This window comes from Devosia sp. Leaf420 (genome assembly GCF_001425445.1).
Lineage (GTDB): Bacteria > Pseudomonadota > Alphaproteobacteria > Rhizobiales > Devosiaceae > Devosia.
In genome coordinates this window covers 328,840-354,206 of the sequence record NZ_LMQU01000001.1, presented here as the reverse complement: position 1 = coordinate 354,206, position 25,367 = coordinate 328,840, and the positions used below count along the sequence as shown (strand labels likewise).

Annotated in this window: 24 protein-coding genes and 1 riboswitch; of the genes, 6 read left to right on the top strand and 18 right to left on the bottom strand. The window is 59.5% G+C overall.

The features are described 5' to 3' along the window. Positions 1–21 precede the first annotated feature (21 nt). From ASG47_RS01830 to ASG47_RS01820, 3 genes are all read right to left on the bottom strand, one after another. The gene (locus ASG47_RS01830) at positions 22–870 is read right to left on the bottom strand and encodes a MurR/RpiR family transcriptional regulator (protein ID WP_061907018.1); all 849 of its coding nucleotides are present in this window, start codon (positions 868–870) and stop codon (positions 22–24) included. 80 nt (positions 871–950) lie between these two features. Continuing rightward, positions 951–1,922 (bottom strand): DMT family transporter, encoded by a 972-nt coding sequence (locus ASG47_RS01825; protein WP_061907017.1) that lies wholly within the window; start codon positions 1,920–1,922, stop codon positions 951–953. Between the two features lie 96 nt (positions 1,923–2,018). Then, a riboswitch (FMN riboswitch) is annotated at positions 2,019–2,167 on the bottom strand. Between the two features lie 200 nt (positions 2,168–2,367). Further along, the gene (locus ASG47_RS01820) at positions 2,368–4,371 is read right to left on the bottom strand and encodes an aldo/keto reductase (RefSeq protein ID WP_061907016.1); all 2,004 of its coding nucleotides are present in this window, start codon (positions 4,369–4,371) and stop codon (positions 2,368–2,370) included. Positions 4,372–4,564: 193 nt separating this feature from the next. Here ASG47_RS01820 and ASG47_RS01815 point away from each other — a divergent pair, with 193 nt between their 5' ends. After that, entirely contained in the window at positions 4,565–5,479 is a 915-nt protein-coding gene (locus tag ASG47_RS01815; RefSeq protein ID WP_061907015.1) for a helix-turn-helix domain-containing protein, read from the top strand. Positions 5,480–5,483: 4 nt separating this feature from the next. Here the strand turns inward: ASG47_RS01815 and ASG47_RS01810 are convergent, their stop codons facing one another. From ASG47_RS01810 to ASG47_RS01775, 8 genes are all read right to left on the bottom strand, one after another. Continuing rightward, complete coding sequence (locus ASG47_RS01810) at positions 5,484–6,038, bottom strand: GNAT family N-acetyltransferase (RefSeq protein WP_061907014.1); 555 nt, start codon at positions 6,036–6,038, stop codon at positions 5,484–5,486. A 97-nt stretch (positions 6,039–6,135) separates the two neighbouring features. Continuing rightward, positions 6,136–7,047 carry a TIM barrel protein gene (locus tag ASG47_RS01805; protein WP_061907273.1) on the bottom strand — a complete coding sequence of 304 codons (912 nt, stop codon included), beginning with the start codon at positions 7,045–7,047 and terminating at the stop codon, positions 6,136–6,138. A 15-nt stretch (positions 7,048–7,062) separates the two neighbouring features. Then, on the bottom strand, positions 7,063–8,175 hold the full coding sequence (locus ASG47_RS01800) for an ABC transporter ATP-binding protein (protein WP_061907013.1): 1,113 nt from the start codon (positions 8,173–8,175) through the stop codon (positions 7,063–7,065). A gap of 7 nt (positions 8,176–8,182) precedes the next feature. Further along, the gene (locus ASG47_RS01795; RefSeq protein WP_061907012.1) at positions 8,183–9,100 is read right to left on the bottom strand and encodes an ABC transporter permease subunit; all 918 of its coding nucleotides are present in this window, start codon (positions 9,098–9,100) and stop codon (positions 8,183–8,185) included. Between the two features lie 10 nt (positions 9,101–9,110). Further along, positions 9,111–9,995, bottom strand: a complete 885-nt coding sequence (locus ASG47_RS01790) for an ABC transporter permease subunit (RefSeq protein ID WP_061907011.1) — start codon at positions 9,993–9,995, stop codon at positions 9,111–9,113. A 65-nt stretch (positions 9,996–10,060) separates the two neighbouring features. Continuing rightward, entirely contained in the window at positions 10,061–11,398 is a 1,338-nt protein-coding gene (locus ASG47_RS01785) for an extracellular solute-binding protein (RefSeq protein ID WP_061907010.1), read from the bottom strand. Between the two features lie 193 nt (positions 11,399–11,591). Continuing rightward, positions 11,592–12,749, bottom strand: coding sequence for a diguanylate cyclase domain-containing protein (locus ASG47_RS01780; RefSeq protein WP_061907009.1), 1,158 nt, complete (start codon positions 12,747–12,749; stop codon positions 11,592–11,594). A gap of 286 nt (positions 12,750–13,035) precedes the next feature. Further along, entirely contained in the window at positions 13,036–13,305 is a 270-nt protein-coding gene (locus ASG47_RS01775; RefSeq protein WP_061907008.1) for a DUF2312 domain-containing protein, read from the bottom strand. 155 nt (positions 13,306–13,460) lie between these two features. On the opposite strand from ASG47_RS01775, the gene ASG47_RS01770 reads away from it, so the two are divergent. After that, a complete protein-coding gene (locus ASG47_RS01770; RefSeq protein WP_156463943.1) occupies positions 13,461–14,777 on the top strand; it encodes a hypothetical protein in 1,317 nt (438 codons plus the stop codon). Here the strand turns inward: ASG47_RS01770 and ASG47_RS01765 are convergent. Genes ASG47_RS01765 through ASG47_RS01755 form a run of 3 tightly spaced genes read right to left on the bottom strand, consistent with a single transcriptional unit; the run spans position 14,774 to position 16,663 of the window. Further along, positions 14,774–15,352, bottom strand: coding sequence for a hypothetical protein (locus tag ASG47_RS01765; RefSeq protein ID WP_061907006.1), 579 nt, complete (start codon positions 15,350–15,352; stop codon positions 14,774–14,776). The two genes, ASG47_RS01770 and ASG47_RS01765, sit on opposite strands and share 4 nt — an antisense overlap. After that, positions 15,342–15,902, bottom strand: coding sequence for a hypothetical protein (locus ASG47_RS01760; protein WP_061907005.1), 561 nt, complete (start codon positions 15,900–15,902; stop codon positions 15,342–15,344). The genes ASG47_RS01765 and ASG47_RS01760 overlap by 11 nt, the downstream gene beginning before the upstream one ends. Beyond that, entirely contained in the window at positions 15,902–16,663 is a 762-nt protein-coding gene (locus tag ASG47_RS01755; RefSeq protein WP_156463942.1) for a hypothetical protein, read from the bottom strand. The genes ASG47_RS01760 and ASG47_RS01755 overlap by 1 nt, the downstream gene beginning before the upstream one ends. A gap of 56 nt (positions 16,664–16,719) precedes the next feature. Between ASG47_RS01755 and ASG47_RS01750 the strand changes: the two genes are divergently transcribed. After that, positions 16,720–17,199: a hypothetical protein gene (locus ASG47_RS01750; protein ID WP_156463941.1), complete on the top strand. Its 480-nt coding sequence runs from the start codon at positions 16,720–16,722 to the stop codon at positions 17,197–17,199. Positions 17,200–17,219: 20 nt separating this feature from the next. Here ASG47_RS01750 and ASG47_RS01745 read toward each other — a convergent pair whose 3' ends face one another. From ASG47_RS01745 to ASG47_RS01730, 4 genes are all read right to left on the bottom strand, one after another. Next, the gene (locus ASG47_RS01745) at positions 17,220–18,266 is read right to left on the bottom strand and encodes an aldo/keto reductase (RefSeq protein ID WP_061907002.1); all 1,047 of its coding nucleotides are present in this window, start codon (positions 18,264–18,266) and stop codon (positions 17,220–17,222) included. A 12-nt stretch (positions 18,267–18,278) separates the two neighbouring features. Further along, a complete protein-coding gene (locus ASG47_RS01740; protein WP_061907001.1) occupies positions 18,279–19,478 on the bottom strand; it encodes a mandelate racemase/muconate lactonizing enzyme family protein in 1,200 nt (399 codons plus the stop codon). Positions 19,479–19,554: 76 nt separating this feature from the next. Continuing rightward, positions 19,555–20,916 (bottom strand): mandelate racemase/muconate lactonizing enzyme family protein, encoded by a 1,362-nt coding sequence (locus ASG47_RS01735; RefSeq protein WP_061907000.1) that lies wholly within the window; start codon positions 20,914–20,916, stop codon positions 19,555–19,557. 49 nt (positions 20,917–20,965) lie between these two features. Further along, complete coding sequence (locus ASG47_RS01730) at positions 20,966–21,670, bottom strand: GntR family transcriptional regulator (RefSeq protein WP_061906999.1); 705 nt, start codon at positions 21,668–21,670, stop codon at positions 20,966–20,968. Positions 21,671–21,934: 264 nt separating this feature from the next. Here ASG47_RS01730 and ASG47_RS01725 point away from each other — a divergent pair, with 264 nt between their 5' ends. The 3 genes from ASG47_RS01725 (at position 21,935) to ASG47_RS01715 (ending at position 25,362) form a co-directional block, all read left to right on the top strand. After that, entirely contained in the window at positions 21,935–23,437 is a 1,503-nt protein-coding gene (locus tag ASG47_RS01725; RefSeq protein WP_410494064.1) for an extracellular solute-binding protein, read from the top strand. Between the two features lie 93 nt (positions 23,438–23,530). Then, positions 23,531–24,472, top strand: coding sequence for a carbohydrate ABC transporter permease (locus ASG47_RS01720; protein ID WP_061907272.1), 942 nt, complete (start codon positions 23,531–23,533; stop codon positions 24,470–24,472). After that, a complete protein-coding gene (locus ASG47_RS01715; protein WP_061906997.1) occupies positions 24,469–25,362 on the top strand; it encodes a carbohydrate ABC transporter permease in 894 nt (297 codons plus the stop codon). The genes ASG47_RS01720 and ASG47_RS01715 overlap by 4 nt, the downstream gene beginning before the upstream one ends. Positions 25,363–25,367: the final 5 nt, after the last annotated feature.

Below are 25,367 nucleotides of genomic sequence, written 5' to 3'. Positions count from 1 at the left end.
AATATAGAATACTTGTTCCATTCATGAAATTTGCATTCGCCGCCGTTCCTCTGCGATGCCGACTGCCAGCGCCATGGCGAAAGCCATGCTCGCGGATAGGGATCGGAAGCCCGCATGGTCCGCTTCGACCAGTTCGAACCACACCGTCGAACATTCCGCCAGCGGCGAGAACGCTGAGTCGGTCAGCGACACCACCGGAATGCCCCGCGCCGCTAGTGCCGAAGCTTGCGCGATTGTCTCCGGAGCATAAGATGAAAAGCTGATCGCAAAAGCCGCGTCACCCGGGTCGGCCATTGCGAGCAAATCATCGTCGATGCCGGATGCTGTTCCAGCGATCTGACAGCGGATTTTGAGCTGCGAAAGCGCGTAGGCCATGTAGGTCGCGATCGGATAGCTGCGCCGACGTGCAATAAGGTGAATTGTGCGCGCCGATGCTAACGTAATGGTAGCGGATTCGAAGCGTTTAGGGTCGATTGCAGTCCCCAGATTATCAAGGCTGCGATGGGCTGCAGCAATGAATGAACTGAGGATGACCGCCGATCCTGCCGGCGCCAATTCCCCGCTTTCAAGCTCTGCAAGGCGATCTTCATAGCTCGAATTGCGCTCTCGCAACCGCTCACGAAACACAGCCTGCAATGCCGAAAAGCCATCAAAACCAAAGGCTTGCGAAAATCGAACCAGCGTAGATGGCTGCACTTCCGCCGCTAGCGCAATACTCGCCGCCGTGCCAAACGCGATCTCATCAGGATGATCAAGCGCAAAGGCCGCTACCTGCGCCAGGCGCTTGGGCAGTTCGCGCCGCCGTTCAAGGATAAGCTCCCGCAGCGCCTCGAAATTTTTCGGCGCCGCCAAAATCTCTCCCCGGTCCATCGAACACCCTCAAAATAGCAACGCCGGCAATATCGCATCGCCGGCGCACGATTTGGAAGAATTATTCTACGCGCGGAACGCTATGCCGTTACGAATTTCGATCCTTGGTCGCGTCCTTCAACAAGATAGAGGAACAGCGACGCCAGAATGATCAGCGCTGCACCGGGCCAGAACCATACCGATGGCACCTGACCGAGCACGATCCAGCCGACGATCGCGCCCAGGGGGACCTTCAAATCACCGAATGGCTGGAGGAAAGTTGCATCGGCGGCCCGATAGGCAAAGCTCAGCAGATACTGCGCCGCGGCCGTTAGTGCACCGAGCAACAAAAGCAGGATCAACCCGGTACCCGTCGGCAAAGCAAACGGAAAGCCAGGAGCAGCACCGATTGGCAGCGCCCAGGAAAAGGCGGTCACCAGCAACAGGATAGCAAGGTGGTTCGGCGTGATCAGCACCAGCAGCGAAATGGTGAGCGTCTCGGGGCTTTCGCCCTTATGCGTCAGATACTTGGTCAGAATATCCGTGGTTGCCCAAAGCGCCGCCGCCAAAATCGGTACAAGGGTTTGCCAGGAAAACCCTTCGGCCCCAATGCCCGAAACAATGATCGCACCAGCAAAGCCGGTTAGCGCGGCGCCAATCCGGGCCGTGGACGCCTTCTCGCCGAGAAGCAGCGTAGACCCCAGAATAATGAACAGCGGCCCGGTGGCGAGCAGCGTCACCATCTGCCAGATCGGCACGCCTGAGGCGAAACCATAGACGAATACATGCACGCCCAGCGCCGAAGCGAAGGCACGAATTTCATGGGCAAGCGGATAGCTGGTGCGCAAATTCTTGAGGCCAATCCGCATGATGATCGGCAGCGCCAAAATGGAGGCAATGACATATTGCCAGAAGGCCATGCCGGTCGAACTCATGCCAAACCCGCCATATTCAACGGGAGTGGGCAGAATTGATTGCAGCGTATTGGACGCAGCAAATGCAAGGCTCGCGATAAGCATGAACAGCGCGCCCGAAGTGGCGCTGGCATATTTAGAAGAGGAAATCTGGTTCATATGGTGTCCTTTCCGTAACCAGTTTCCTCAGGGTTACGAGAAGGCGACGCATCACGGTGCTCGCGGAAAAACGCGAGCTCCGTCAAACGCTTACCAACTCATTCTCTTTCATCCGGACTATACCGTCGGCTCCGGAATCACACCGGATCTGCTGACCCCAGGGTCCGAAGGACCAAAGGCGCTCGCGGGCTTGGCGTCGCCGCCTTACCGCCGGTGGGGAATTGCACCCCGCCCTGAGAATTGCGTGAGATCGTAATCTCACGATGAATAACATAGGGCAGGCCAATTGACCTGACAACCACGCTTCAGGGCACAAACTGTCTTCTTTGGCCGAACAGCGCGGATGAATTCTCTACGCGGCGGTGTGAAATTATCGCCATCATTCCAGCCATTGAAAAAGGGGCCGGTTGCCGGACCCCTTGATCTGTCTTGGTTTTGTTGAAGCTTAGCCTTCCAGCCACTTCACCTGTTCCGGCGTCAGCTTGATGTCGAAAGCCTTGAGGCTGTCCTCGAGCTCAACCAGGCGACGCGGTCCGATCAGCGGCACGCTGGGGAAGGGCTGGGCCAACACATAGGCCAGCGCCACATGGATCGGGTTATGCCCGATTTGATTGGCCAGCTCGATGGCCCGATCGCGGCGGCCGAAGTTCTGCTCGTTGTACCAAACGCGAACCAGTTCCTCATTATCGGTCTTGTCGCGACCGGCAAGGTCCGTGAAGAACCCGCGCGCCTGGCTGGACCACGAGAAGTTCGTCACTTGGCGGTCGATCAGCCACTGCTTGAAATCAGGCGTCGATGAGGTGACGCAGCCGCCCCAGATCGGATCGAGCATTTCGGCCAGCGCAAAGTTATTGCTCAGCGCCTGTGGCTTGGTCTTGCCGGTGCGCTCGGCATAGGCAATTGCCTCGTCCATACGCTCCTTGGTCCAGTTCGACCCACCGAACGGCCCACGAATGCGGCCGGCTTTCACCTCGGCATCCATGGCATCGACGAATTCGCCCACCGGTACATCGGTATTGTCGCGGTGCATGAAATAGACGTCGACATAGTCGGTCTGCAGGCGATCGAGCGACTGGGTGAGTTGTTTGCCGATCACATCGGGATAGACCAGCGGCGAGTGCGCGCCCTTGCCGATCACCACGGCTTCTTCACGCACGCCACGGCTCTTCTGCCATTCGCCAAAGAGCTTTTCGGTATAGCCGCCGCCATAGATGAAGGCGGTATCAAAGATATTGCCGCCCTTTTCCCAAAACGCATCGAGGAGGATCGCGCCCGAGGAGAAGGTGCGGAAATCCTCAAAGCCAAGGGCAACGGCCGAAGCCGGCTTGTTCAGCCCCGGAATCGAGCGCTTGGTGATGACGCCGCCGTTCGGTCCCAGCCTGCGATTGTCCAAGGTGTTGACACGGTTGGTGTATTTTTCGACCGAGTACTCAATCCCGGCGTCCTTACGCCACTGATCCAGTACGCGTGCGTTGCCAAGGCTATCGCCCCAGGTCATGCCTGGCGCCGGGAATTCCTGCTTGCCTTCGAGAATAGCGAGCGAGGCGGCGTCCGCTTCGAACGAATAGACATGGGCGGTTTCATTGACCGAAACCGTTTCGGTCTTGCCGCCCTTGATGATGTCGATGCGTCCCAGGCCCTGGTCACGGTTGCCATTGGCGAACCAGAATTCCGGCACTTCGATCCGACCGTCCGAACCATGGATGCGCAGCACATTGTCGAGATTGGCCATCACCGCGCAAGACACCTGCGCGACGATACCGTTCTCGAACGTCAGCAGCGCCGCGGCCCAGTCGTCCGTGCCTTCATCGTTTAGCTTAGCCGCGCCAGCCACCTTAACCGGATCGGCAAACGGTTTGCCGAGCGCCGCGCCGGCAATAAGCCGCGCCATGGAAACCGGATAACCGCCGACGTCCAGAATGCCGCCGCCAGCCAATTCGGAAGCGAACAGGCGGTGCTGCGGCTGGAACTTGCCCATCGAGAAACCAAAGCTTGACTGGATCATCCTGATTTCGCCGATGGCGCCGGATTTGATCAGGTCGAGAAGCTGCTTCACCTGCGGATGCAGGCGATACATGAAGGCTTCCCCGGCAAAGGTGCCGGCCTTCTTGTGCGCATGGAACACGGCGTCGATTTCATGGGCAGAAAGCGCCAGCGGCTTTTCGACCAGCACATGCTTGCCGGCTTCCGCCGCCTTTATGGCCCATTCGGCGTGGCCGGTGTGCGGCACAGCGATATAGACCGCGTCGATGTCCTTGTCGGCGAGAAGGGCGTCATAGCCCTTCACCACGCGCACGCCGGGAAAATCCACGGCCAGGTTCGGCTTGCTCGGATCGCGGGTAGCGATTGCTGCCAGAACGCCATGCTTGGAGTGCTCAAGGCCGCCGCGGAAGGCCTTGGCGATGCTGCCTGGGCCGATAATGCCCCAGCGAATTTTCTTGTCAGTCATGTTCTTTCCTCGCAAGGAGCCATCCCGTTTCCGGTTGGCTCGATCTTATTGCTGTCGGCAGAATCAGGTGGGCGCGGCTGACACAAGGCGCCGCGCGCTCTCCTCCCTTGCTCTTATGCCGAGCGCTACCTAAGCTAGAGACTCTATTAGAGCCGTCGCTCTTATCGGGTATTTCAAATTGGCGGATAGTAAGATGGTGGATCGCGGCTTTTATGAGCCGTCAATCAATGGCGTCGAACGCCTCCCCACCGAACTCAACATGTTCCATGCGTCTCCGCTGCTGATGCGTACGCCCCATTGGCATGCGCAGGTGGAGGTCAATTATATCGTCCGTGGCTGGGCGCATTATGCCATGAGCGGCTACGAAGTCCGCTTTTCTGCCGGCGATCTCGCCCTGTTCTGGGGCGGCCAACCCCATCGCCTCGACGATGCCTCGGACGACCTCGTTTATACCGGCGGTCATCTGCCGCTGGTACACTTCTTCCGCCTGCGCCTGCCACAGGACGTCCAGGCTGGGCTGATGCAGGGCGCCTCTCTCGTCACCAAGGCAACTGATCCTTCGGATACGCTCAATTTCGCCCGCTGGAACGACTATGTGCGCTCCAATGATCCGCTTCGCGTCAGCGTCGCAGTGGACGAACTCCTCCTTCGGATCGAGCGCATCCGCTTCGCGCCTTATGAGCTGCTGTCGAGCCACCCAATCCAGTCCGACGGCTCCTCGACCGACCAGCACATTTCGCCGATCGTCGTGCGCATCTGCGATTTCATCGCCGACAATTTCCGCGAGGACATCGACTCCGTCGACATTGCCGTGGCGGCCGACGTGCACCCCAAATACGCCATGACCGTATTCAAGAAATGCACGGGCATGACGCTCAACGACTACGTCAACCTGATCCGCCTGTCCTATGCCCAGGCGCTCCTGATGCGAGACGACGAAAACGTGCTCCAGATCGCCATGGAAAGCGGCTTCGGCTCGCTCAGTGCCTTCAACAAACTCTTCCGCAAAATCGCCGGCATGTCGCCCAGTGACTTCCGCCGCGATCTGCGTTCAAGGCCCGTTTCCGCCCTGCCGCCAAAGGTCGCGGCCTCGCTTTCATACAACTGAGGGATCAAGCAGTGTGTGGCGCAAGCCTTTGGCGCAACACATCGCGATGCGGCCACGTATATCGCAACACCGGCGTATCCGGGCTGCCCGGATACTGTGCCAGTATGCGCTCCTCAACCCTGCCGCCCACACGCTCATAAAGCGTCCGTGCCGGCATATTGCCCTCAAGAGCAAGAAGGGAAATCGGCGCATCCTGGAACGATGCAGGAAAGGTGTCAAGAATGGCGAGCCAAAGCCGCCGCGCCAGCCCCTGTCGCTGAAATTCAGAGCCGACATAGAGGTGGTGGAGATAAGCACCCCACTTTTCGTTGGGATCAAAGACGACGCTGGTAAATCCGGCCAGCGCGCCATCCGCATCCGCCACCATGATCGATAGCCGCTCGGGGTCGACAGGCCCGGCAAAGCGCTCCGACCAGAGCTTGTCCTTCTCCACCGGCAAAACTTCGGCGAAATAATAGTCCGGCAAAATGTGCCCATAAGCCTTGCGGCTAATCTCGACATGCATGCCGATGATCGCATCCCGGTCGGTGGCGCGGGCAGGGCGGATAGTGATGGGCATGGTCTGGTCCAGGCGCTGTAAGTCCTGGCGTGAATTAACCGGACAAACACGGCTGAGAAAAGGCTGGGAGGATGGAAACCACCCTCCCGCCAAGGGCTTACTGCGCTGCAACCGCTTCCGGCGTCGCCAGCCCAGCCAGTTCGCGCGCGCGGCGCAGGCTTTCCGGCTGCTCGGCGCGATAGCGATGGCCTACTTCCATCATCAGGACGGTGTCGGGCAGGAAGGTGAGTTCGGAGAAAATCCGATCCCAATCGATATCGCCCCAGCCAAGTGGCATGTGGAGATCGCCAATGCCCATGGCCGTGTTTTCCTGCGGATGGAACGGCTTGTAGAATCCCTGTGGGCGACCAAAACTGTCGTGAACGTGTAGATGGCCCGTGACCGGCGCCATGGCGCTGATTTCGCTGAAGAAATCGAGGCCACGATAGGTGCTCTCGATATAGGCGTGGCTGAAGTCGATCAGCGCCACGACGTTCGGATGGTTGACGGCCTTGACCGTCTCGGCCACCTGGCCCGGCGTCTGTCGATACTGGCCGAGTTCTGTCGTAAAAATGTTCTCGAGCGCAATACGTACGCCATAGGGGCGGGCGAAGTCGGCGAGTTCGGTGAGGGCTTCGCGTTCGCGCTGGTCGGCACCATTACGCTCGGCGATCTGGTCGGCGCGGAGGCATCCACCGTGCTGCACGATGACGCGGGCATCGACGCGGTCGCAGACTTCGATCAGGGCCTTTGCGGCATCGATCTGGTACCGTTGCGTTACCGGATCCATGAAGTTCGACGAGACAAGACCGTGGACGGTGTAGCGGAAGTCGAACTGCTTGGTGATCGCTTCGAGCCGCTGCATGCGCTCGGGGATGATGCGGCCGCCCGAAATGAGGTCTAGGCTGGTGAGACCCAGTTCGACCGTATCGACGCCCATATCGGCAAGGGCGCGCATGTCGTCGTGGAAGCTGGCGAGTTCGCCGTCGGTCGAGCCGACATTGAAGCCGGTACCAATGATATTGCTCAAGATGATCTCCATGGGTCAGGCGGAAACGGGTGCGGAGCTGCGTTGGGTGCGGCCGGGCGCATCGACGCGGCGTCCGGTGTCGTGGCTGAAAACGTGGACATCGGCTTCGTCGAAGGCGAAGTGAACCGGCATGCCGGTGCCCAGCGCATCGCCGCGCGTATCGACGGCAATGATCTGGCTGCCATCGGCGCGGGCATAGATCAGGCGTGAGGCGCCGAGTTCTTCGGTATAGTCGACGGTCGCGTGGATCGCGTCCTTGTGCGAGGCATCAACCCGGCGCACGAGTTCGGGACGAATGCCCACGGAAACTTCATGGCTGAGGTGATGCGGCGCAAGACCGGGCAACCGGATCATGCCGCCATTGCCGTGACGGAAATAACCGTCTTCGGCAAAGAAGCCGCGCACGAGATTCATGGCCGGCGAACCGATGAAGTCAGCGACGAAAAGGCTCGCCGGGTGATGATAGACTTCCGAGGGCTTGCCGACCTGCTCGACGATGCCGGAGTTCATGACGATCAACCGATCCGCTAGCGTCATGGCTTCCGTCTGATCGTGCGTCACAAATACCGAGGTGACGCCCAGGCTGCGGTGGAGGTTGCGGACCTCGGCGCGCATGGCGACGCGGAGTTTTGCGTCAAGGTTGGAGAACGGCTCGTCAAACAAGAACACCTTGGGCTCACGCACCATGGCACGGGCCATGGCGACGCGCTGGCGCTGACCACCGGAAAGCTCGCCCGGCTTGCGGTCGAGATAGGGGTCGAGGCTAACCGACTTCGCAACCTTGAGCACCTTCGCCTCGCGCTCTGCCTTGGGCATGCCGGCGACCTTGAGCGCATAGCCAATGTTCTGGCGCACGCTCATATGCGGGTAAAGCGCATAGTTCTGGAACACCATGGCGCAGCCGCGTTCGCGCGGCTCGAGCTCGTTGACTATCTTGCCGTCGATGGCAATCGTGCCGTCCGAGATCTCTTCGAGCCCGGCAATCATGCGCAACAGGGTGGATTTGCCGCAGCCCGAGGGGCCGAGGATGACGACGAATTCGCCGGGTTCGATGTCGACGTCGACGCCATGGATCACGTCGTTCTTCTGGTAGCGCTTCTTCACGCCGGAAAAGCTGATCGCAGCCATGGTTGTCTCACTTGTCCTTGGTGATGAGGCCGCGCACGAACCAGCGCTGCATGAAGGCAACGATGAGGAGCGGCGGCAGCATGATGATGAGGGCGCCTGCCATGGTGACGTTCCAGTCGGGGGTGCCGTTCTGGGTCGGGATCAGGGCCTTCAATTGCATGACGACGGTGCCGTAATTGGCGCGGTCGGTGGTGATGAGGAGGGGCCAGAGATACTGGTTCCAGCTCGATACGAACATGATGGTGGCGAGCGCCAGCATATTGGTGCGGCTGAGCGGCAGGAGCACATCGAAGAAGAACCGGATCGGGCTCGCGCCATCCATCTTCGAGGCTTCCACCAGTTCATCGGGGATAGTCATGAAAGACTGGCGATAGAGGAAGGTGCCGGTAGCTGTCGCAACGAGCGGCAGGATCAGACCCGTATAGGAATTGAGGAGGTTCCATTCGAGGCTGATGCGCACGCTTGAAACCGCCTCGACGAGTCCGGTGATCCCAAGCGCATCGAGAACGACCTGGAACGGCAGCAGTGCGTTAGCAGCGATCGCATAGGTCGGCACGATGCGCACTTCGAGCGGCAGCATCAGGGTGATGAAGATCAGCCAGAAGCAGACCATGCGTGCCTTGAAGTTAAAGAACACGATGGCAAAGGCCGAAAGCGAGGCGAGCACGATCTTGCCTGTCGTCACGCCGACCGCGACGATGAGCGAATTGAGCATTTTCGGGCCGAGATCGGCCCGGGCCCAGGCCGCCTGGATGTTTTCCCAGAGGTGGGAAGAGGGCCAGAGGACGATGGGCACGCGGCTGACTTCCTGCAGCGATTGGCTGCCGGCCACGATGACGATCCAGAACGGGACCAGCACCACAAGCAGCCCCAGAACCATCGCGGCATAAGTGACGAAATTGAAAAAGGGGGAACGTTCGATCATCTCGGCGCCCTCAATTGTAATGAACGCGCTTTTCGACCCATTTGAACTGGACGAAAGTGAGCGCAATGACGAGGAGCATCAGGACGATCGACTGGGCCGCAGCGCCCGAATAGTCGAGGGATTTGAACCCGTCGAAATAAATCTTGTAGACCATGACCTCGGTCGAGCCGACCGGACCACCTTCGGTCATCGTGTCGATGAGGCCAAAGCTGTCGGTGAAGCTCGAGATCAGGTTCATGATCAGGAGGAAGAAGACGGTCGGCGCGATCAACGGCAGTTGCAGGTCGAACATGCGGCGAACCGGCCGCGCGCCGTCCATGGCCCCAGCCTCGGTGATCGAGCGTGGGATCATTTGCAGGGCGGCGAGGAAGAAGATGAAATTGTAGCCGATGCCGAGCCAGGCGTGGCAGATAATAATCATGGCAAGGGCGTGCATGCCGTTGGTAGACGGGTCCCAAATGCCGGGCCAGATCTGGTTGATCGAGCCGATGATCCCCGATTGCGGGGCGAAGATGAACCGGAAGGCGACCCCTGCAGCAGGCGCGGCAATCGCATATGGCCAGACATAGACCGATTGGAAGATCTTTGTGCCCTTGAGCGAGCGATCGACAAAGCACGCGAGAAAGAGCGCAACCGCCATCGAAAGGCCGGTGGTGCAAAGCGCATAAAAGGCGCTGCGCGCAACGGTCGTCCAATAGTCGCTATCCCGGAAGATCGCGAGGAAGTTGTCGAACCAGATCCAGCTATTGCCGCCGCCCCAGGGCTGTTCGAGCGTAAAGGCCCAATAAAGCGCTTGCGATGTCGGCCAGTAGAAGAAAACCAGGACGAGGATGAGCTGCGGGCCGATCAACAGCCAGGGCAGGACCCCATTGCGGTAATAGGCGCGTCGTTCCATCGCCGTCTCCCAAGGAAAAAGAAAAAGCACGGGCCGCGAACCGCCCGTGCAATCGGATCAAGCGATCAGGGGAGCTGGGCGCCCTTGTAGGTCTGCTCGAAGCGACGGAGGATTTCGTTGCCCTTGGCATCGAACGCCTGGAGCGCTTCGAGAACCGGACGATCGTTGAAGAGAACGTCCTGCATGGTCTTGACCATTTCGGCGCGGATCGAGGCATAGCTGCCAAGACGGATACCGCGGCTGTTTTCGGTCGGCGGAGTGAAGGTCAGCGATTCAATGGCGACTTCGCGGCCCTTGTAGGGGGCTTCGTCATAGAAGCCATTGGCCTTCATGGCTTCAAAGCCAGCCATGGTCACGGGAACGTAGCCGGTGATGGTCGACCAGGTCTGGGCCTGTTCTGGCTGGGCGAGGTAGTTGAAGAACGCAGCAGCGCCCTTGTATTCCTCTTCCGACTTGCCCTTGAGGGTCCAGAGAGAGGCGCCGCCCACCAGCGAATTGGTGCGTTCGGTGCCGGCCCAGATCGGCAGCATGGCATCGGTCCAGTGCACGCCATCGGCGGCCTGCTTGCCAAAGGTGCCGTGGTCGGCGATCGAGGACGACGTGATCTGGCACTTGCCGTTGACGAAGGCGTCGTTGGCGGTTTCGCCGGCATCCTTGGATTTGTGAACGATGATACCCTCATCGTACATCTTCTTGATCCATGTGAGCTGATCGACGAACTTGCCCTGGCTCACAACCATTTCGGCATCGAGACCGCCAAAGCCGTTGCCCTTGGTGGCGATCGGCTGGTTGTGGATGGCGGAGAACTGCTCGAACCACTGCCAGGCGCCCGACGGGTCGAAGGCGATCGGGCATTCATAGCCGGCGTCCTTCATGGCGCGGGCGACGGTTTCGACTTCTTCCCAGGTCTTGGGCGTGCCTTCGAAGCCAACCTTTTCGAGCGCGTCGGTATTGTAATAGATGACAGCGGTCGAGTTGTTAAACGGCAGCGACAGCATCTCGCCCTTCGAGGTCGAGAAGTAGGACGCGATACCCGAGAGGTAGTTGTCCCAATCGATCTGGTAGCCGTTTTCTTCCATCAGCTGGCGCACGGGGACATAGGCGCCCGAGAGCATCAGGTCGAGCGTGCCGGCGTCGAAGATCTGGGTGACGGTCGGCTGCTTGTTGGCGCGGTAGGCTGCAATCGTGTTCTGCAGGTTGGCGTCGTAATTGTCCTGGCTGACGCAGACGATCTCATAATCGGCCTGCGACTCATTGAAGCCTTTGCACATGTCCTGCACGCGCTCGGACAGGTCGCCCGAAAGGCCGTACCAGAATTCGAACTTGGTCTGCGCCAAAGCCGGAGTGGCCAGCGCGAGGAGGGTCAGCGAGGAAGCCGCAGTCAGCAGCTTGATGTTTGTCATGGTAGGGCTCCGGAGAACTTGGCCTTCTGAGGCGGGCGGAGTCCTAGAGCGGGTCCTTGACGATCAGACTTCGGAATTATGACGGGGCGCCAATAGTTCTATGACGGCTCGGTGACGCGCACGTGTTCACTGAGCGCGAAAATCGAGCCCAGATCATGGGTGTTCGGCATAAAAATATAAGTTTGATAGCAGTTTAGGCTGGCGTGAATTCGCGCCAGGTATTGCGGCCTTCGCGCTTGGCAGCATAAAGCGCCTGATCAGCCCTGGCATAAAGTTCATCGGCGACGCACACGTGTCCATAGGCAATGCCGACGGATGCTGTCACTTTTCGCGTCGTGCCGTTGAACCTGTATGGCTCCTGCAAGCGCGCGACGATCGTCTGCGCGAGAAGGCGAGCCACATCTGGCCGCTCGTCGTCGAGCACCACGGCAAACTCATCTCCGCCAATGCGGGCCATCAACGTGTCGGGGCCACAACACTCAGCCATGCGTTGAGCCGTCTCGATTAGGCACGCATCGCCCGCCGCGTGGCCGAGCGTATCGTTGATCCCCTTGAATCCATCGAGATCGAGCAAAAGCAACGCCCCGACCGGCTCTTCGAGCCGCGTCTGGAAATGCATGCGATTGGCTAGACCGGTCATGGGATCGGTATTGGCCAGCCGTCGCGTTTCCTGCGCCAGCACCTTTTCTTCGGTGATGTCCTGCTTGATGCCAAAGATGCGGGTTGCCTTACCGTCTTCCACATCGACAGTACCGGTAATCCGGATCCAACGCTTCTTGCCGGTGGCCGTTTTTATCTCGGCGTCAAAGCGCATCGAGCCACCAGTTTCGATCGCTTGGCGACGGACTGCCTCCATGGCCGAGCGCGAGTCAGGCGCGTACATCTCGAGGATCAATTGACGCGGCACGGCAGAGCCCGCCGGCAATTCGAAAAGCTCGTAAACCCCTTCGGACCATTCGATCTGCTCGCCCGGCAACTCACAAGACCAGAAGCCGATCGCGGCCGTCTTCGCCGCCCGCCGCAGCCTATGGCGATACGCCATCGACCCTGCGCGGACGCGGGCCAATGACATCTGCGCCGTCAAAGCATCAAGCTTGAAGAGCAATTGCGCGGCCTTGGTGGCCAGAGGTTTCCTGGTCAACCAGACCACGAGCCAGCGGTCCGCCGCATCGCCATAGGACATGATGGGCGCTGCAAAGACCGTCGATTTGCCGACGTCGAAGCAGCGAACGCCTTCACCGAGAGCGGGAAGGACGGGCAAAATCGCTGCGCCACCAAAGGCGAGCCATTGACCGTCCGGCGTGGCAAAGCCCGCGCCATCGACAGCCAACGCTGCAGCAAGGCGCGTCAATGCACGAGCATCTCCCAAAGGAGACGGCTCAAAGTCCTGCTCTCTGAACTGATCGACGAACACGGATCGACACACCGAACATGGGCGACGGAGACACAAATCCGCTCGCGCAATTTCAATCTATATCCGGAATTTTCCCAATGCCCGGTTAAGAGCCTACGCGCAGGTGGCACGTCATCGGGGTGTTTTACCTACACAAGTTTTATGTGTTGGCACAGAATTGCGTGTGTTCAAAAATTAGTCTGAGCACCGCCGTTAGTCCGGCGATGCTCCTGTCTCATCTCGATTAGGCAGCCTTCGATTGCTCGCCGTCTGGCGCACTGTCCATGGCGCGCATGTAGAGGTCGAGTAGCGTTTCGTGCTCGTCGCGTTCGTTGCTGTCTTGCTTGCGCAGCTTGATGATTTCCTTGATCACCTTGATGTCGAAGCCTTCGCCCTTTGCCTCGGCAAAGATCTCTTTCTTGCCCTCGTTGAGCTCGGCGATCTCCGCCTCGATCTGCTCGACGCGTTCCACGAAAGACCGGATACGGCCGCCTGCAATGCCTGCGTCGCTCATGATGACTCCTTTGTTAAATCGAGGCAGATCATCAAGTCGCCCGATAAACGAAAGGTAAAATTGCTTCGCCTATCCACAGGACCAACTCGTTGAGGATTGGCCTTGCCGTTGCAGATGGTCTTGGTCGTGCATTGGCGAGGTGATATCCAGTGCCCATGCCAAATTCAGACTCCTCCGCCGTTGTCCGCGGCAGTGCTCAGACCGTGGTAGACCTGTTTCGCCTGATGGTCGCTTTGCTCTGGCGCTTCTGGCCTCAGCTCGCGGCAATCTGGCTGCTCGGCTTTATCGGCAACCTCGTGTTGAATGAATTCGCCGCCCTGCTTGGGCGCTGGAATTCGCTGGCGGGTCTTTCGGTGCTAGCAGTTGTTGTGCTGCTCAAGCTGATCATTATCGTCGCGCTTTTTGAAACGGTGAGGCCGGCCCTGCCGTCGCTTGAAAAAGCGTCGAGGGCGGTGGCGGACCAGAGGGCTGAGACCGCTAGCGAAGACAAAGAACCGACAGATTTTATCACCGTACTGACGCTGACCCTTGTCCCCTTCTTTGCGTTTTATGCTGCGTGGGGCTTTCTGGGCGATACGCTGCGCGATTATTCGCGCCTCGCCTTCAGCCTCTTTCTCGCCGGTGAGCAAAAAAGCCTCTTGGAGGTGACTGGTGGTGCCTGGTTGACGGTGCCCATCGTGGTCGCTTGGGCCGTCCGACGGTTCGCCAAAGCCATGCACAAACGATCGAAGGCCTGGATTTGGCCGGTGCTGACAGTGCTGTGCGAGGCGAATTGGGCCTTCATCGGCATTTTCGCGCTTTCGCAGTGGCAAGGCGACATTGTCGCCTGGTTCAGCCAATTGGCCCATGTGATCGGTTCGGTCCTGGGCGCTCTCTCGCCCATTCGCGAAGCAGCGGCGCAGCCCGTTCTTCCAACGCCACCCGAATTTGCATCGCCACCGGCCGGCCCACGACTGATCAGCCTCTTTTTCTATAGCCTCTATCCTGTGGTCTGGCTCACCATCGCTGCGCTTGTTTATGGCTACGATATCAACGCGGCGCCGGCGATTGCAGAGGGGCGGTTCGCAAGGGTCGTGTCTCGCTGGAAGGCACTGCCCAAGACGGTCCGCGAGTTTATCGCGCGCTTCGGTGCTGGAACCGTCAAACGATATCAGGCGCTTGCCGAAGGAATAGGACTGACGCTGAAATCAGGCTCTGTGCTTATCGTCACCGCGATCGTCCTTTATCGCGTTCTGGACTGGCTCTCTGCCTGGGCGTGGTATGCCCTCACCCAAATCATCGGCCCGCACGATCTGCCGCTTTGGCAAATCATCGCCCAGGTCATCTCGCCTTTTATCGGAACGCCGAGTGATCCTGGCGAAGGCCTTTTGGTGACGCCGATCAAGATCTGTCTGCTCGCCGCGACATTGGAGCTTGGCTTCGCGCGTGGCCGGCAATGGCGCGGCCGCAATCAAGCGCCAGCGGCGGACTAGCTGCGATCAAGGCCGAGCGGAAACGCGATTGCCGCGGGCCTCAAGGCGCCGACGCTTAGAGTAACGGAGAGCGCAAGAACGGCACTTGCGGGAACAACGAACTTTTCTTCGATTGTAGCAGTCTCATTTGCAGCAGGTGGGTTGAGCGATGTGATGCCGCAGCCGTCGAGCGGCTCGGCCGCCGGGTCGAGATCCCGGCTGAGATCATCCGATAAAACCACGTCGAGCGGCAGCCAGCGGCGACCAGTGCCGTCGCCCAAGCTGACTTCGCATTGTCCCCATCCTTCGCCAATGGTCTGCGTTGCAGTCGCTGAAAGCCGTACGATCACAAGTCGCATTTCGCCAGGAAGAACAACCTCCGTGTCTCTCCCGTCGCCGATCAGGCGTGCCTGCGCAATGCGCCACGTGGCGCCTGCATAGTCAGGTTCGGTCGGCCCCGGCTGCACATCGGTTTCAATGCGATGCCGGTATTCGTCGACATTGCGCCATGCATTGATACCGATCGCCGCGGCGACAAGCACCGAAAGGCTTGCAAGCGACAGCCATCGGATCTTTCTCTCGCGATCAGATGCCATCTGGGCCAATGTCCAGTCGGTCTTGCGGTGAACCGGGGAGGGGAGTGAGCGAGACAGAAATTTCATCCTGAAGTTGCGGGTCGTATTGTTCGGAAACGACCAAGGTCATCTTGCTCAGTTCGTCCTCGGGAATTTCGAAAAAGAACAGTCCCGTCGTCGGCAGCCCCGGCTGGACGATTTTCGAAGCGAGAACGTCCGGCGCCCCTCCCGCCCGCTGCGATTGGCGATAACGCCGGCCTGAGGCTCCGATAAGCGTCGCTGCACGAACGGACATGGTCTGCCGGAAACCTTCCAGCTTGGCTGAAACGACTACCCACATCCCCGAGGTGTCCAGCTCCACCGCCTTGCCGAACTGATCATAGGCAAGGACGCGCGCTTGCTTCACCGTGGCAACGTCGATGGCGAACGTCGCACTCGTCACCCTCTCGGATTGTGGTCCTGCCGTCTTGATTGGCCCGGTCAGCATTGCATAGGGCGGCGTCGTCGTTTGCAGCATGGCCAGCACAAGCGCCGTCATCCCCAGCGCAAAGATCCTCAGCAGGTGCCCCATCAATTCCCATCCCCAGAGGCAACCTCGGAAAGGGGAAACACGACTTCCGCCACGTCACCCGTCGGGAACCAGCCGGGCGCTGCATAGAGATTGTCACGCGGTTTGAATGCGGCGCCCTGGACATGAACTGTGAGCGTCTCAGGCAGTCGGAGATCCACCGGCACTTCCCAAACCGCGGCGACTGTTTCAGGCATTCGGGGCTGCAAATCCCACAATATGCTTCGGTCCCGCAAAAGGTAGAAATCAGGCTTTGGAAGATCGGGAATGTCGGAGAGGACGAGAAGGTCGCCGTAAAGATTTGAGCTTTCCGACGAGATATTTTCCAAAGACATCTCCACGACCAACGCCCGTTTGTCTGGCGACACCGATAGGCCATTGGGTAGCTCAGACGTCACTTGAGCCTTCAAAACCGATACGGTCCACCGACCCGCGGAGATCGGAGTGCCGACGTCCACCTGAGGCACTGCGGTGGCCACTTTCTGCTGAGAAACCGAATAGCCCAGAGAAAGCAACGCAGCCGAGACCCCACCAACAGCCGCCAACAGCTTGGTGCGCCAGCTCTTGCGGGCCGTCTTTGTATCTTCTTCCGTCAAGCCGCTGATTTCCTTCAGGCGTGCAGATGCTTTGGCCGTGCGCAACATCCCCGAACGGCCAAGACATTGCAACACTGCGATTTTCCGTGCTGCACTGAATGACTGGGCGAGCTGAGGCTCGTCGACACAATGGCCGATCTTATCATTCCATTCACCATCATCGACCAAGATGAGATGCGCGATCGAGTAATGCGTACGCGCCCTTTCCCAACGTGAATGGATCCATGCTCAGAGCGTTGTTGCTTGTTTTAGTGCTATCGTCCCCAGCTATCGCCGCCGATTGGAAATTTGAAGGCGGCGCTACGCCCATCGCCTATTCCGACAATGGCGAGGCCCAGTTCCAGTTCGCCTGCCGCGGCGGTGATCTGGCCATGGCGTATTGGGTGCGTAAGCCCGGCGCGACGGTCGCCAAGTCACTTTCCCTCAGCCTTGCAATCAGCACGCGAGGCGGCGGGGTGTCAGCCGGGGGAGATACGAGTTTCGCCCAAGACTTTCCGATGATCCACTACGATGGCAGCTCGCTGATCATCCGCGGCCCGGTAGCGCGGCAATGGGCACGGACCGCGCAGCAGGCCGGCGAAACCATGGAACTTGCCTTCGTGAAATCCACCGCCAGCGGCGGGCCGGATTTTTTCGATCGTCATCGCTTTGGCGCGGTGGGTTCCTCAGCAGCAATCGGCAAAGTTCTCGCCGACTGCGGTTAGGCGCCCACAATTCGGCCTGGTCACGGCAGACGCACGCGGTGGTTCGGCTCGAACTCCGCCTTCCCGAATGTGGCCTTGAGATTGTTGTCCGTCCATTCGACAGGATATCCCAAGGCAAACGGTAGAGCTTCCGTCAGCTCGTCCCTCGCGTCAGGCGGCAAATCCACGTCGCCCGCGGCCAGATTTTCGTCGAGCTGCTCCGCCGTGCGCACCCCGATGATCGCCGCAGTCACCCGTCGATCGCCAAAGAGCCAACTCAGCGCCACCTGGCTCGGCGTATGTCCCTGCCGATCGGCAACCTCGACCACCTTGTCGATCAATCGCAGCGCATTATCGGACCAGTAGCGCGGCATGGTGACGGAGGCTTGAATGCCAATACGCGATTGCGCGTCCGGCGCCGACTGATTGCGATATTTTCCCGAAAGCATGCCTGCTGCGAGCGGGCTCCAGCAGATCATCCCGACGCCAGCATCTTCGGCGGCCGGCAAGATTTCGCGCTCAACATCGCGGCGGATAAGATTGTAGAGATGTTGGGCCGAGATCAGCCGCTCATGCCCCTTCGCATCAGCAAGCGCATTCGCCTTGGCGATCTGCCAGCCGTGGAAATTCGAGCAGCCGAGATAGCGCACCTTACCCGCCCGCACGAGATCGTCGGCGGCCCTCAGGCTTTCTTCGATCGGTGTGTAAGGGTCTGGCCCATGAAACTGATAGAGGTCGATATAGTCGAGCCCCAGGCGCTTCAGGCTTTTCTCGCAGGCCTCGATGATGTGTTTTCGCGAAAGCCCTCGGGATGTCACTGCCTGATTTGTTGGAAACCAGCATTTGGTTGCGATGACGAGATTGTCTCGATCGAGTTCGCTCAGCGCGGTGCCCAACATCCGTTCGGATTCGCCACCGCTATAGCCGTCTGCGGTATCGATGAAATTGCCGCCAGCCTCGACGAACCGCCGGACGATGCTACTCGCCTCGTCCTGGTTGCAGCCCCATTGCGCATTACCGAATGTCATGGTGCCAAGGCAGAGCCGCGACACCAGAAGCCCTGAGCGGCCTAGATAGCGATACTTCATCGAGAAATCCTCCTAGTCGAAGAATCCGGCATCTTCTTCTGCCAGGTACTTTTTCGCGCCGTCGGCATCGATATCGAGCCCAAGGCCCGGCGCTTCGAGCAGATCGACATGGCTATCGGTGACGATCTGTTTCGGTAGCCCGATGACAATGTCTTCCCACCACGGATCGGATGCGCTGGGATATTCGAAGGCGATGTAGTTGGCCGGCAGCGTCGCGCAGACATTGATCAGCGCCCCGAGCCCCAAAAGGCCATTGGCGGTGCCATGCGGCGCCATCATGATCGAGTGCATGTAGGCGTGTTCCGCCACCCATTTGAGCTCGGCGATCCCGCCGATATCGGCCGGGTCTGGCCCGACGACCCGCACCGATTGCGTCTCGATCAGCTCCTTGAAATTGTGCCGGAGGTAAATCTGCTCCCCGGTATGGATCGGTGTGGAGGTCGAAACGGTCAGCTCGCGATAGGCCTGATGGTTGACCCAAGGCACATAGTCCCCTGTCAGCATATCTTCGAGCCACATCAGATCATATTTCTCGACAGCCCGCGCAAAGCGGATGGCGTCATTGAGGAACCAGCCCGGCCCACAGTCGAGCGCCAGGCTTACTTTGTCGCCCAGCACTTCCTTCATGGCCGCCACGCAGTCGAGCATGTGGTTAAACCCGCGCTCGGAAATCTGCCCTTGGTCCATGGCGCCGTGATAGCCGGCCTTGTTCTGGCGCACGCCATAGTGGAAGTCGTCGACCGTATCCTTCATGTTCGAGTGGAAGGAGATGCCCTGCTTCACCATGAAGAATTTCTCGGGCCGCTCCATCATCCACTTCACATCAGCCGCATAATCCTCCGGCCGGTCGCCCGTGCGCTTTTGGCGGATAGAACCATTGTAAACTCGCACCTTGTCGCGAACCTTGCCGCCGAGGAGCTTATAGACCGGCACATTGGCCGCCTTGCCCGCAATGTCCCAGAGCGCATGCTCGATGGCGCTGACGGCTGCGCCATAGGGCTTGAACGACCCGCGCTGCCGGATTTTGAGCATGCAACGCTCGACATCGGTCGGGTCTTCCCCAATCAGTGCATCGCGGAAATGCAGTACCCAGGGTTTGAGATAGGTCTTGGTGAACTCCACCTCGCCTAAGCCATACAGTCCCTCATCGGTCACAATGCGAACAATTGGATGCCGCCCGATAACGGCGCAGCGCAGATCAGTGATTTTCATGCCTTTTGCCTTTCTTCACCTCTCCCTCTGGGGGAGAGGTCGACCGCAGGTCGGGTGAGGGAGCCTTCCAGAGATTTCAGCTCCAGGTCCGATCCCAAGAATATTCCTGATCCCAATGATCCGTCGGCTGCCAGATGCCCTTCACACCCGGCTGCAGATGCTGGCGGATGACTTCATCCACCACATCGTCGATCCCGAGCCCGGGCTTGTCCGGCACTTCGATAAACCCGTTCTTGACCAACGGCTTGGGCAGGCCCGTGACGATATCGTCCCACCAGTCGACTTCGACCGAGTGATATTCGAGCGCCATAAAATTCTCGGTGGCCAACGCCACATGCGCAGCGGCCATCGCCGCGATCGGGCTTTCCGCCATGTGGATGGCCATGGCCACTCCATGATCCTGCGCCATATCTCCAAGCTTCTTGGTTTCGAGGATGCCTCCCGAAGTAAGAAGATCGGGATGGATCACTGAAATCCCGGCCTTGAGGAGCGGCTCGAACCCCTCCTTGAGATAGATGTCCTCGCCCGTGCAGATCGGCACGGTGGTCGCTTCCTGAAGTTGCCGATATTGCTCGGTATATTGCCAGGGGATGACATCCTCGAGCCAAGCGGGGACGTATTTCTCGATCCGGCGGGCCAGCCGAATACCGTTCTGCAGCGAAATATGGCCGACATGATCGATGGCGAGCGGCACTTCGTAACCGATCACCTCGCGCACCTCGTGGATATACTGCTCCAAGAGATCGATGCCCTTGTCGGTAAAATGCAATCCGCTAAAGGGGTGCCGCACATTATGCGTGTCATAGACTGCGTTGCGCGCGCGGCGGTCATCCATCGACGTCACCGGCCCGCGATCGGGATGGACGCGATAGGCTTCGAGCGATCCTGCCGGCGACACCACGGCCCCCGGAATATCGGCGATCTGCATCAGCCCCAGGTCCATCTTGAGGAAGGTGAACCCCATATCCATGCGCGCCTTGAGCCGCTTGCCCGTCTCGGTGCCGCTTGGCTTGTCGGCGTCGGTATCGCAATAGCAGCGGACCTTGTCGCGAAACTTGCCGCCCAGCATCTGATAGATCGGCACGCCATAGGCCTTGCCCGCAAGGTCCCAGAGCGCAATCTCGATCGCTGACACCCCGCCGCCCTGCCGGCCATGGCCACCAAACTGCTTGATGCGGCGGAAGAGCCGATCGATGTCACAGGGATTTTCGCCAAGCAGCCGGCTTTTGAGCATCAGCGCGTAAGTCGCGCTCGCGCCGTCGCGGATTTCGCCGAGGCCGACAATGCCCTGGTTGGTGTAGATCTTGAGCAAGGCGGAGGTGAAGGGTGCGCCGACGATCTCAGCCACCCGCAGGTCGGTGATGCGCAAGTCGCTTGGCGCGGAAGACCGGCGCACATTGGTTTCGATATGCTCGCCGGCGGTCAAATCCCTGGTCATGAAACTCCCTCCCTTGTTATGCTCTCACCGCGCCAGCGGTGCGGATGCTCTATCCGGCGCTCCTCCGCGCCAGATTGCGCTTGGCAACGCCCATCTGTTCGATGATGTGACGTCCCGATCCTTCGACATGCCGTGCAACCACAGCCGCAGCGCCGTCGGCATCCTGCGCCTTGATGCGGGCAATGAGCTCACGATGTTCGCTCAACACGGCGACGCGACGGCTCAGCGAAGTCGGAAAACGGCGGCTAATAGCGCGGAGGATCTCGCGATGCTTCCACCAGAGTTCAGCGGCGTGCCTGTTGTAGTGGCGGTCGTAAATGAGCTGATGGAATTTCGTATCCAGCTTGCCATGCTGCCGCGGATCGGAAAAATTGAGCGCCTCGATTTCGGCTTGGGCGGCTTCGAGTTCTGCAATGTCGGCGTCGCTGACGATCGAGACAAACCAGCGTGTCAGCGCCGGCTCAATGAGCATTTCGATCTCGATGATGTCGCGCACGAAGTCTTCGTCGATGGCGACCACGCGCGCACCGCGATTGGCTTCCATCACTACAAACCCTTCGCCGCGCAGCTGTTGCAGCGCCTCGCGCACCGGGTTGGTCGACGTGTTATAGGTGGCGGCCAGGTCGGCAACCTTGAGGCGCGCACTGGGCTCGAGCCGTCCCGAAATGATATCCTCGCGGATCAATTCGTAGACAGTGCCCGGCTGGTCATTCGCCGTTTCAGGCAAAGAAGGGGTGGCGCTGCTCTCAGTCATAGCGCCTGTCTTATGCGCCTTTCACGGGTAAGCCAAGCTTCTTCGCACGCATAAATCACAAAATAATGTACGATTTTCGCGCGCTTGACACACAACTTCCCGTCTGTAACGTTCTTGTTTGGGAGACATGGGCAAAAGCCCGGCCCCGGAGCAGGCGCCACCTGATCGTCTGCAGAGGAGGCGCAGCGCAAGCTGCGTGGAGAGCCAGGTCAGACCGATGGGGTCGAGCGGCTTTCCGCTTGAGGAGGACTATCGATGACGAATATGCAGGGCCGCGCTCAGCGGCCGGGCTCGCTGACTCGTCGGCAGGCCGTTGCCTATGCCGTTGCAGCTCTGACGACTACGTCGCTGATGTCGACGACCGCATTTGCTCAGACCGTCGATCTCAGCCAGTGGTCGCCAGACTACGTCAAGTCGATCGCAGGCACGAAGCAGTTCGACGCCGCCAAGGATTGCGGCGCTGTCGTTCCCAACGATTATGCTGGCAAGGTCAGCTACTGGTACACCGGGCCATTCGAGGCAGATCCGCAGATCGCGCACGATCAGGACAAGGCATTCTGGGAAGCCTTCAAGGCAGCATATCCCAATATCCAGACCGATGTGCAGTCGATTACCTATAACGAATTGCTCGACAAGTTCCGCACGGCTCTGCTCGGGAATGCCGCTCCGATGGTCATCCGTCTCCAGATCCTCGGTGGCGTCGAGTTTGCCGCCAAGGGCTATCTGCAGCCGCTCGCGCCGGAGGATGTCGGATACACGGCCGCCGATTTCTGGCCCGGTGCTCTCAAGTCTGTCACTTACGAGGGCACGACCTACGGCTTGCCTACCAATAACGAGACCATGGCGCTGATCTGGAACGCCAAGATTTTCGAGGACGCCGGGCTCGATCCAGAAAATCCCCCAGCGACCTGGGATGACGTGGTGGCTTATTCAAAGACCATCCACGACAAGCTCGGCATTGCCGGCTATGGCCTCGTTGCCAAGCAGAATGCGGGCAATACGCCGTTCCGCTTCATGCCCCAGCTCTGGGCCTATGGTGGCGGCGCGCTCGACGAAACCTCGGCTGACCCGACCTATACCACGGTCGAGATCAATAATGACGGGTCCAAGGCGGCACTCGAGGCTGCGTACCAGATGTATGTCGTCGATAAATCAGTTCCGGTTTCGGCCCTGACCAATACTCAGGCGGAAAATCAGGCCCCGTTCATCGCCGGGCAACTCGGCATGATGATCGCCCACCCTGCCGAATATGCCAAGATGGTCGACCTTGCTTCCAAGGCCACCGGCGCAGACAAGGCTGTTGCCGACGATGTTGTCGCCAATATGCGCTATGGCCTGTTGCCGACGGGCCCCGATGGCAAGCGCGCCGTCGTGTTCGGCGGCTCGAACATCCATGTGGTCAAGCCCGAATTCGTCGAAGGCGGACAGTCGGACGAGCAGGCGGTCAAGGCGCTGATCTGCTTCTGGAATAGCCCGGAATGGTCCACCAAGCTTGCTTGGGTCGGCTCCAATCCCGGCAATATCAATGGCTTCCTCACCGATGCCATGAAGGAACGTCTCGATACCATCAAGTTCCTGGATGTCACCACCTCCATGCTGCCCAACGGCATTCCGTTCCCGGTGATCCCGGAAGCGCCGGAGATCATGAACATCATCGTTCCGGACATGCTGCAGAATGCTCTGACGGAAAACATGACGGTGGACGAGGCAACCGATGATGCGGCCACCAAGATCGAAGCGATCATTGGCGGCGGCGGCGGCCTCTGACCTCTACCAACTCCAAGGATCGGCAGCTCGTGCTGCCGGTCCGCGATGCCGGTATAAAGGGGTTATCTGGTGAGCAGCGTTCAGAAGCAGGCCATCTTTCGCGACGTGCCTGGGATTGTGCCCAAGCGGCCCAATCTCGGTCAAAAAATCTGGAAGAGCCGCGCCGATTATCTCTACGTCGCGCCTGCCATTGTGGCCATGATCGTGGTGATCGCCTATCCGATCTACTACACTATCGAACTGAGCTTCTTTAACACACCAGCCAGCCTGTCGCTGGCCGATAAGCAGTTCAACGGCATAGACAATTACGTCACCATCCTGACCAGTCCTGTCTTCTGGAAAGTGACTTGGCAGACCATTGTCTGGACCGTGCTTTCGACCCTTTTTGCCTTCCTGCTGGGCCTAGGTGCCGCGCTCGCGCTACATCGCGAGTTTGTCGGGCGCGCGCTCTTGCGTGGCTTGCTGCTTATCCCTTGGGTGATCAGTGCGGTGGCCGCCTCTTATGTCTGGAAATGGCTCTACCATTCCGATTTCGGGGCCATCGGCGCGGCGCTCGTGCAGCTCGGGATCACCGACAGGCCCATCAACTTCATCGATAATTCGACGAGCGCTCTCTATTCGCTGATCGTGGTCAATGTCTGGAAGGAGTTCTCCTTCGCCATGATCATGCTGATGGCTGGCCTCCAGACAGTGCCCGACTCGCTGTTGCGCGCCGCCCAGGTCGATGGCGCCAATCCCTGGCAACGTTTCTGGCACGTCACCTTCCCGCATCTGTCGGGCGTGTCGACGGTGACAATCCTGCTGCTTGTCGTACAAAACTTCAACTCGTTCATCATCCCCTTCATCATGACCGGGGGTGGGCCAGTTGGCTCGACGCAGATCTGGATCACCCACATCTACGAACTCGCCTTCCTGCGCCAGCGCTGGGGTGTCGGCGCCGCTTACGCCGTCCTGCTCTTCATCATCATGATGACGCTGGGCTACTTCTATGTCCGCGCACTGACCCGCGGCGATGAATCGAGGGCCGGCGCATGACCTCCGAGATCACAACCGCCGCTGAACCAATCCGGGTGGCGCGACGACGCAGCATCGACGGCTGGCGCTGGGCCGGCCGCATCTTCCTGACGCTGCTGGTCGGCTTCACCATCATGCCGATGTTCTGGATGGTGATCACCTCGCTCAAGACCGGCTTTGCCGCCATGCAATATCCGCCGCAATGGTGGCCGGCGGCGCCGACACTCGACAACTACTGGCGGCTGCTCGATCCTAATGGCAGCGTAGGCCGCGATTTCCTGCGCTATTTCTGGAACAGCATGTTCGTGTCCGTAGCGACGACCGTGCTTGCCGTTGTCGTCGCGGTCCCGGCGGCCTACGCGTTCTCGCGCTTTCGGTTTCCGGGCAGGAACTTCCTGTTCTTCGCTATTCTCTTGCGCAACATGTTTCCGGCGGTCGTGTTCCTTGTGCCTCTCTTTATCCTGATGCGGGTTCTGGGCCTCGTGAACACACATGGCTCCCTGATCCTGACCTACCTAACCTTTGGTCTGCCGCTCGCCATTTGGCTGCTCAAGGGCTTTTACGACAATATCCCGATCCAGCTCGAACAGGCTGCGCGCATCGATGGCGCGACCCGGTTCCAGGCCTTCTTCCATATCGTCATGCCGCTCTCGATCCCGGGGATCATCGCGACCTCGATCTATTCCTTTATCGGCGCCTGGAACGAATACATCTACGCCTACACGTTCCTCACGCGGCACGATCAGATGACGCTTCCGGTCGGCATCCAACGCTTCTTCTCGGAGAACGCGACCGATTGGCCGGGCCTGATGGCCGCCACCTTCCTGATGAGCGTGCCGGTCGTGGTGCTGTTCCTCGTGCTGCAAAAATACTTCGTGCGTGCCCTCACCGAAGGCGCCGTCAAACACTAACGGGG

Bases quoted from the DNA above. Each gene is read 5' to 3' on its own strand.
- ASG47_RS01830 (WP_061907018.1), bottom strand. From the start codon at position 870: ATGGACCGGGGAGAGATTTTGGCGGCGCCGAAAAATTTCGAGGCGCTG.
- ASG47_RS01825 (WP_061907017.1), bottom strand. From the start codon at position 1,922: ATGAACCAGATTTCCTCTTCTAAATATGCCAGCGCCACTTCGGGCGCG.
- ASG47_RS01820 (WP_061907016.1), bottom strand. From the start codon at position 4,371: ATGACTGACAAGAAAATTCGCTGGGGCATTATCGGCCCAGGCAGCATC.
- ASG47_RS01815 (WP_061907015.1), top strand. From the start codon at position 4,565: ATGGTGGATCGCGGCTTTTATGAGCCGTCAATCAATGGCGTCGAACGC.
- ASG47_RS01810 (WP_061907014.1), bottom strand. From the start codon at position 6,038: ATGCCCATCACTATCCGCCCTGCCCGCGCCACCGACCGGGATGCGATC.
- ASG47_RS01800 (WP_061907013.1), bottom strand. From the start codon at position 8,175: ATGGCTGCGATCAGCTTTTCCGGCGTGAAGAAGCGCTACCAGAAGAAC.
- ASG47_RS01795 (WP_061907012.1), bottom strand. From the start codon at position 9,100: ATGATCGAACGTTCCCCCTTTTTCAATTTCGTCACTTATGCCGCGATG.
- ASG47_RS01790 (WP_061907011.1), bottom strand. From the start codon at position 9,995: ATGGAACGACGCGCCTATTACCGCAATGGGGTCCTGCCCTGGCTGTTG.
- ASG47_RS01785 (WP_061907010.1), bottom strand. From the start codon at position 11,398: ATGACAAACATCAAGCTGCTGACTGCGGCTTCCTCGCTGACCCTCCTC.
- ASG47_RS01775 (WP_061907008.1), bottom strand. From the start codon at position 13,305: ATGAGCGACGCAGGCATTGCAGGCGGCCGTATCCGGTCTTTCGTGGAA.
- ASG47_RS01770 (WP_156463943.1), top strand. From the start codon at position 13,461: ATGCCAAATTCAGACTCCTCCGCCGTTGTCCGCGGCAGTGCTCAGACC.
- ASG47_RS01765 (WP_061907006.1), bottom strand. From the start codon at position 15,352: ATGGCATCTGATCGCGAGAGAAAGATCCGATGGCTGTCGCTTGCAAGC.
- ASG47_RS01760 (WP_061907005.1), bottom strand. From the start codon at position 15,902: ATGGGGCACCTGCTGAGGATCTTTGCGCTGGGGATGACGGCGCTTGTG.
- ASG47_RS01750 (WP_156463941.1), top strand. From the start codon at position 16,720: ATGCTCAGAGCGTTGTTGCTTGTTTTAGTGCTATCGTCCCCAGCTATC.
- ASG47_RS01745 (WP_061907002.1), bottom strand. From the start codon at position 18,266: ATGAAGTATCGCTATCTAGGCCGCTCAGGGCTTCTGGTGTCGCGGCTC.
- ASG47_RS01740 (WP_061907001.1), bottom strand. From the start codon at position 19,478: ATGAAAATCACTGATCTGCGCTGCGCCGTTATCGGGCGGCATCCAATT.
- ASG47_RS01735 (WP_061907000.1), bottom strand. From the start codon at position 20,916: ATGACCAGGGATTTGACCGCCGGCGAGCATATCGAAACCAATGTGCGC.
- ASG47_RS01730 (WP_061906999.1), bottom strand. From the start codon at position 21,670: ATGACTGAGAGCAGCGCCACCCCTTCTTTGCCTGAAACGGCGAATGAC.
- ASG47_RS01725 (WP_410494064.1), top strand. From the start codon at position 21,935: ATGCAGGGCCGCGCTCAGCGGCCGGGCTCGCTGACTCGTCGGCAGGCC.
- ASG47_RS01715 (WP_061906997.1), top strand. From the start codon at position 24,469: ATGACCTCCGAGATCACAACCGCCGCTGAACCAATCCGGGTGGCGCGA.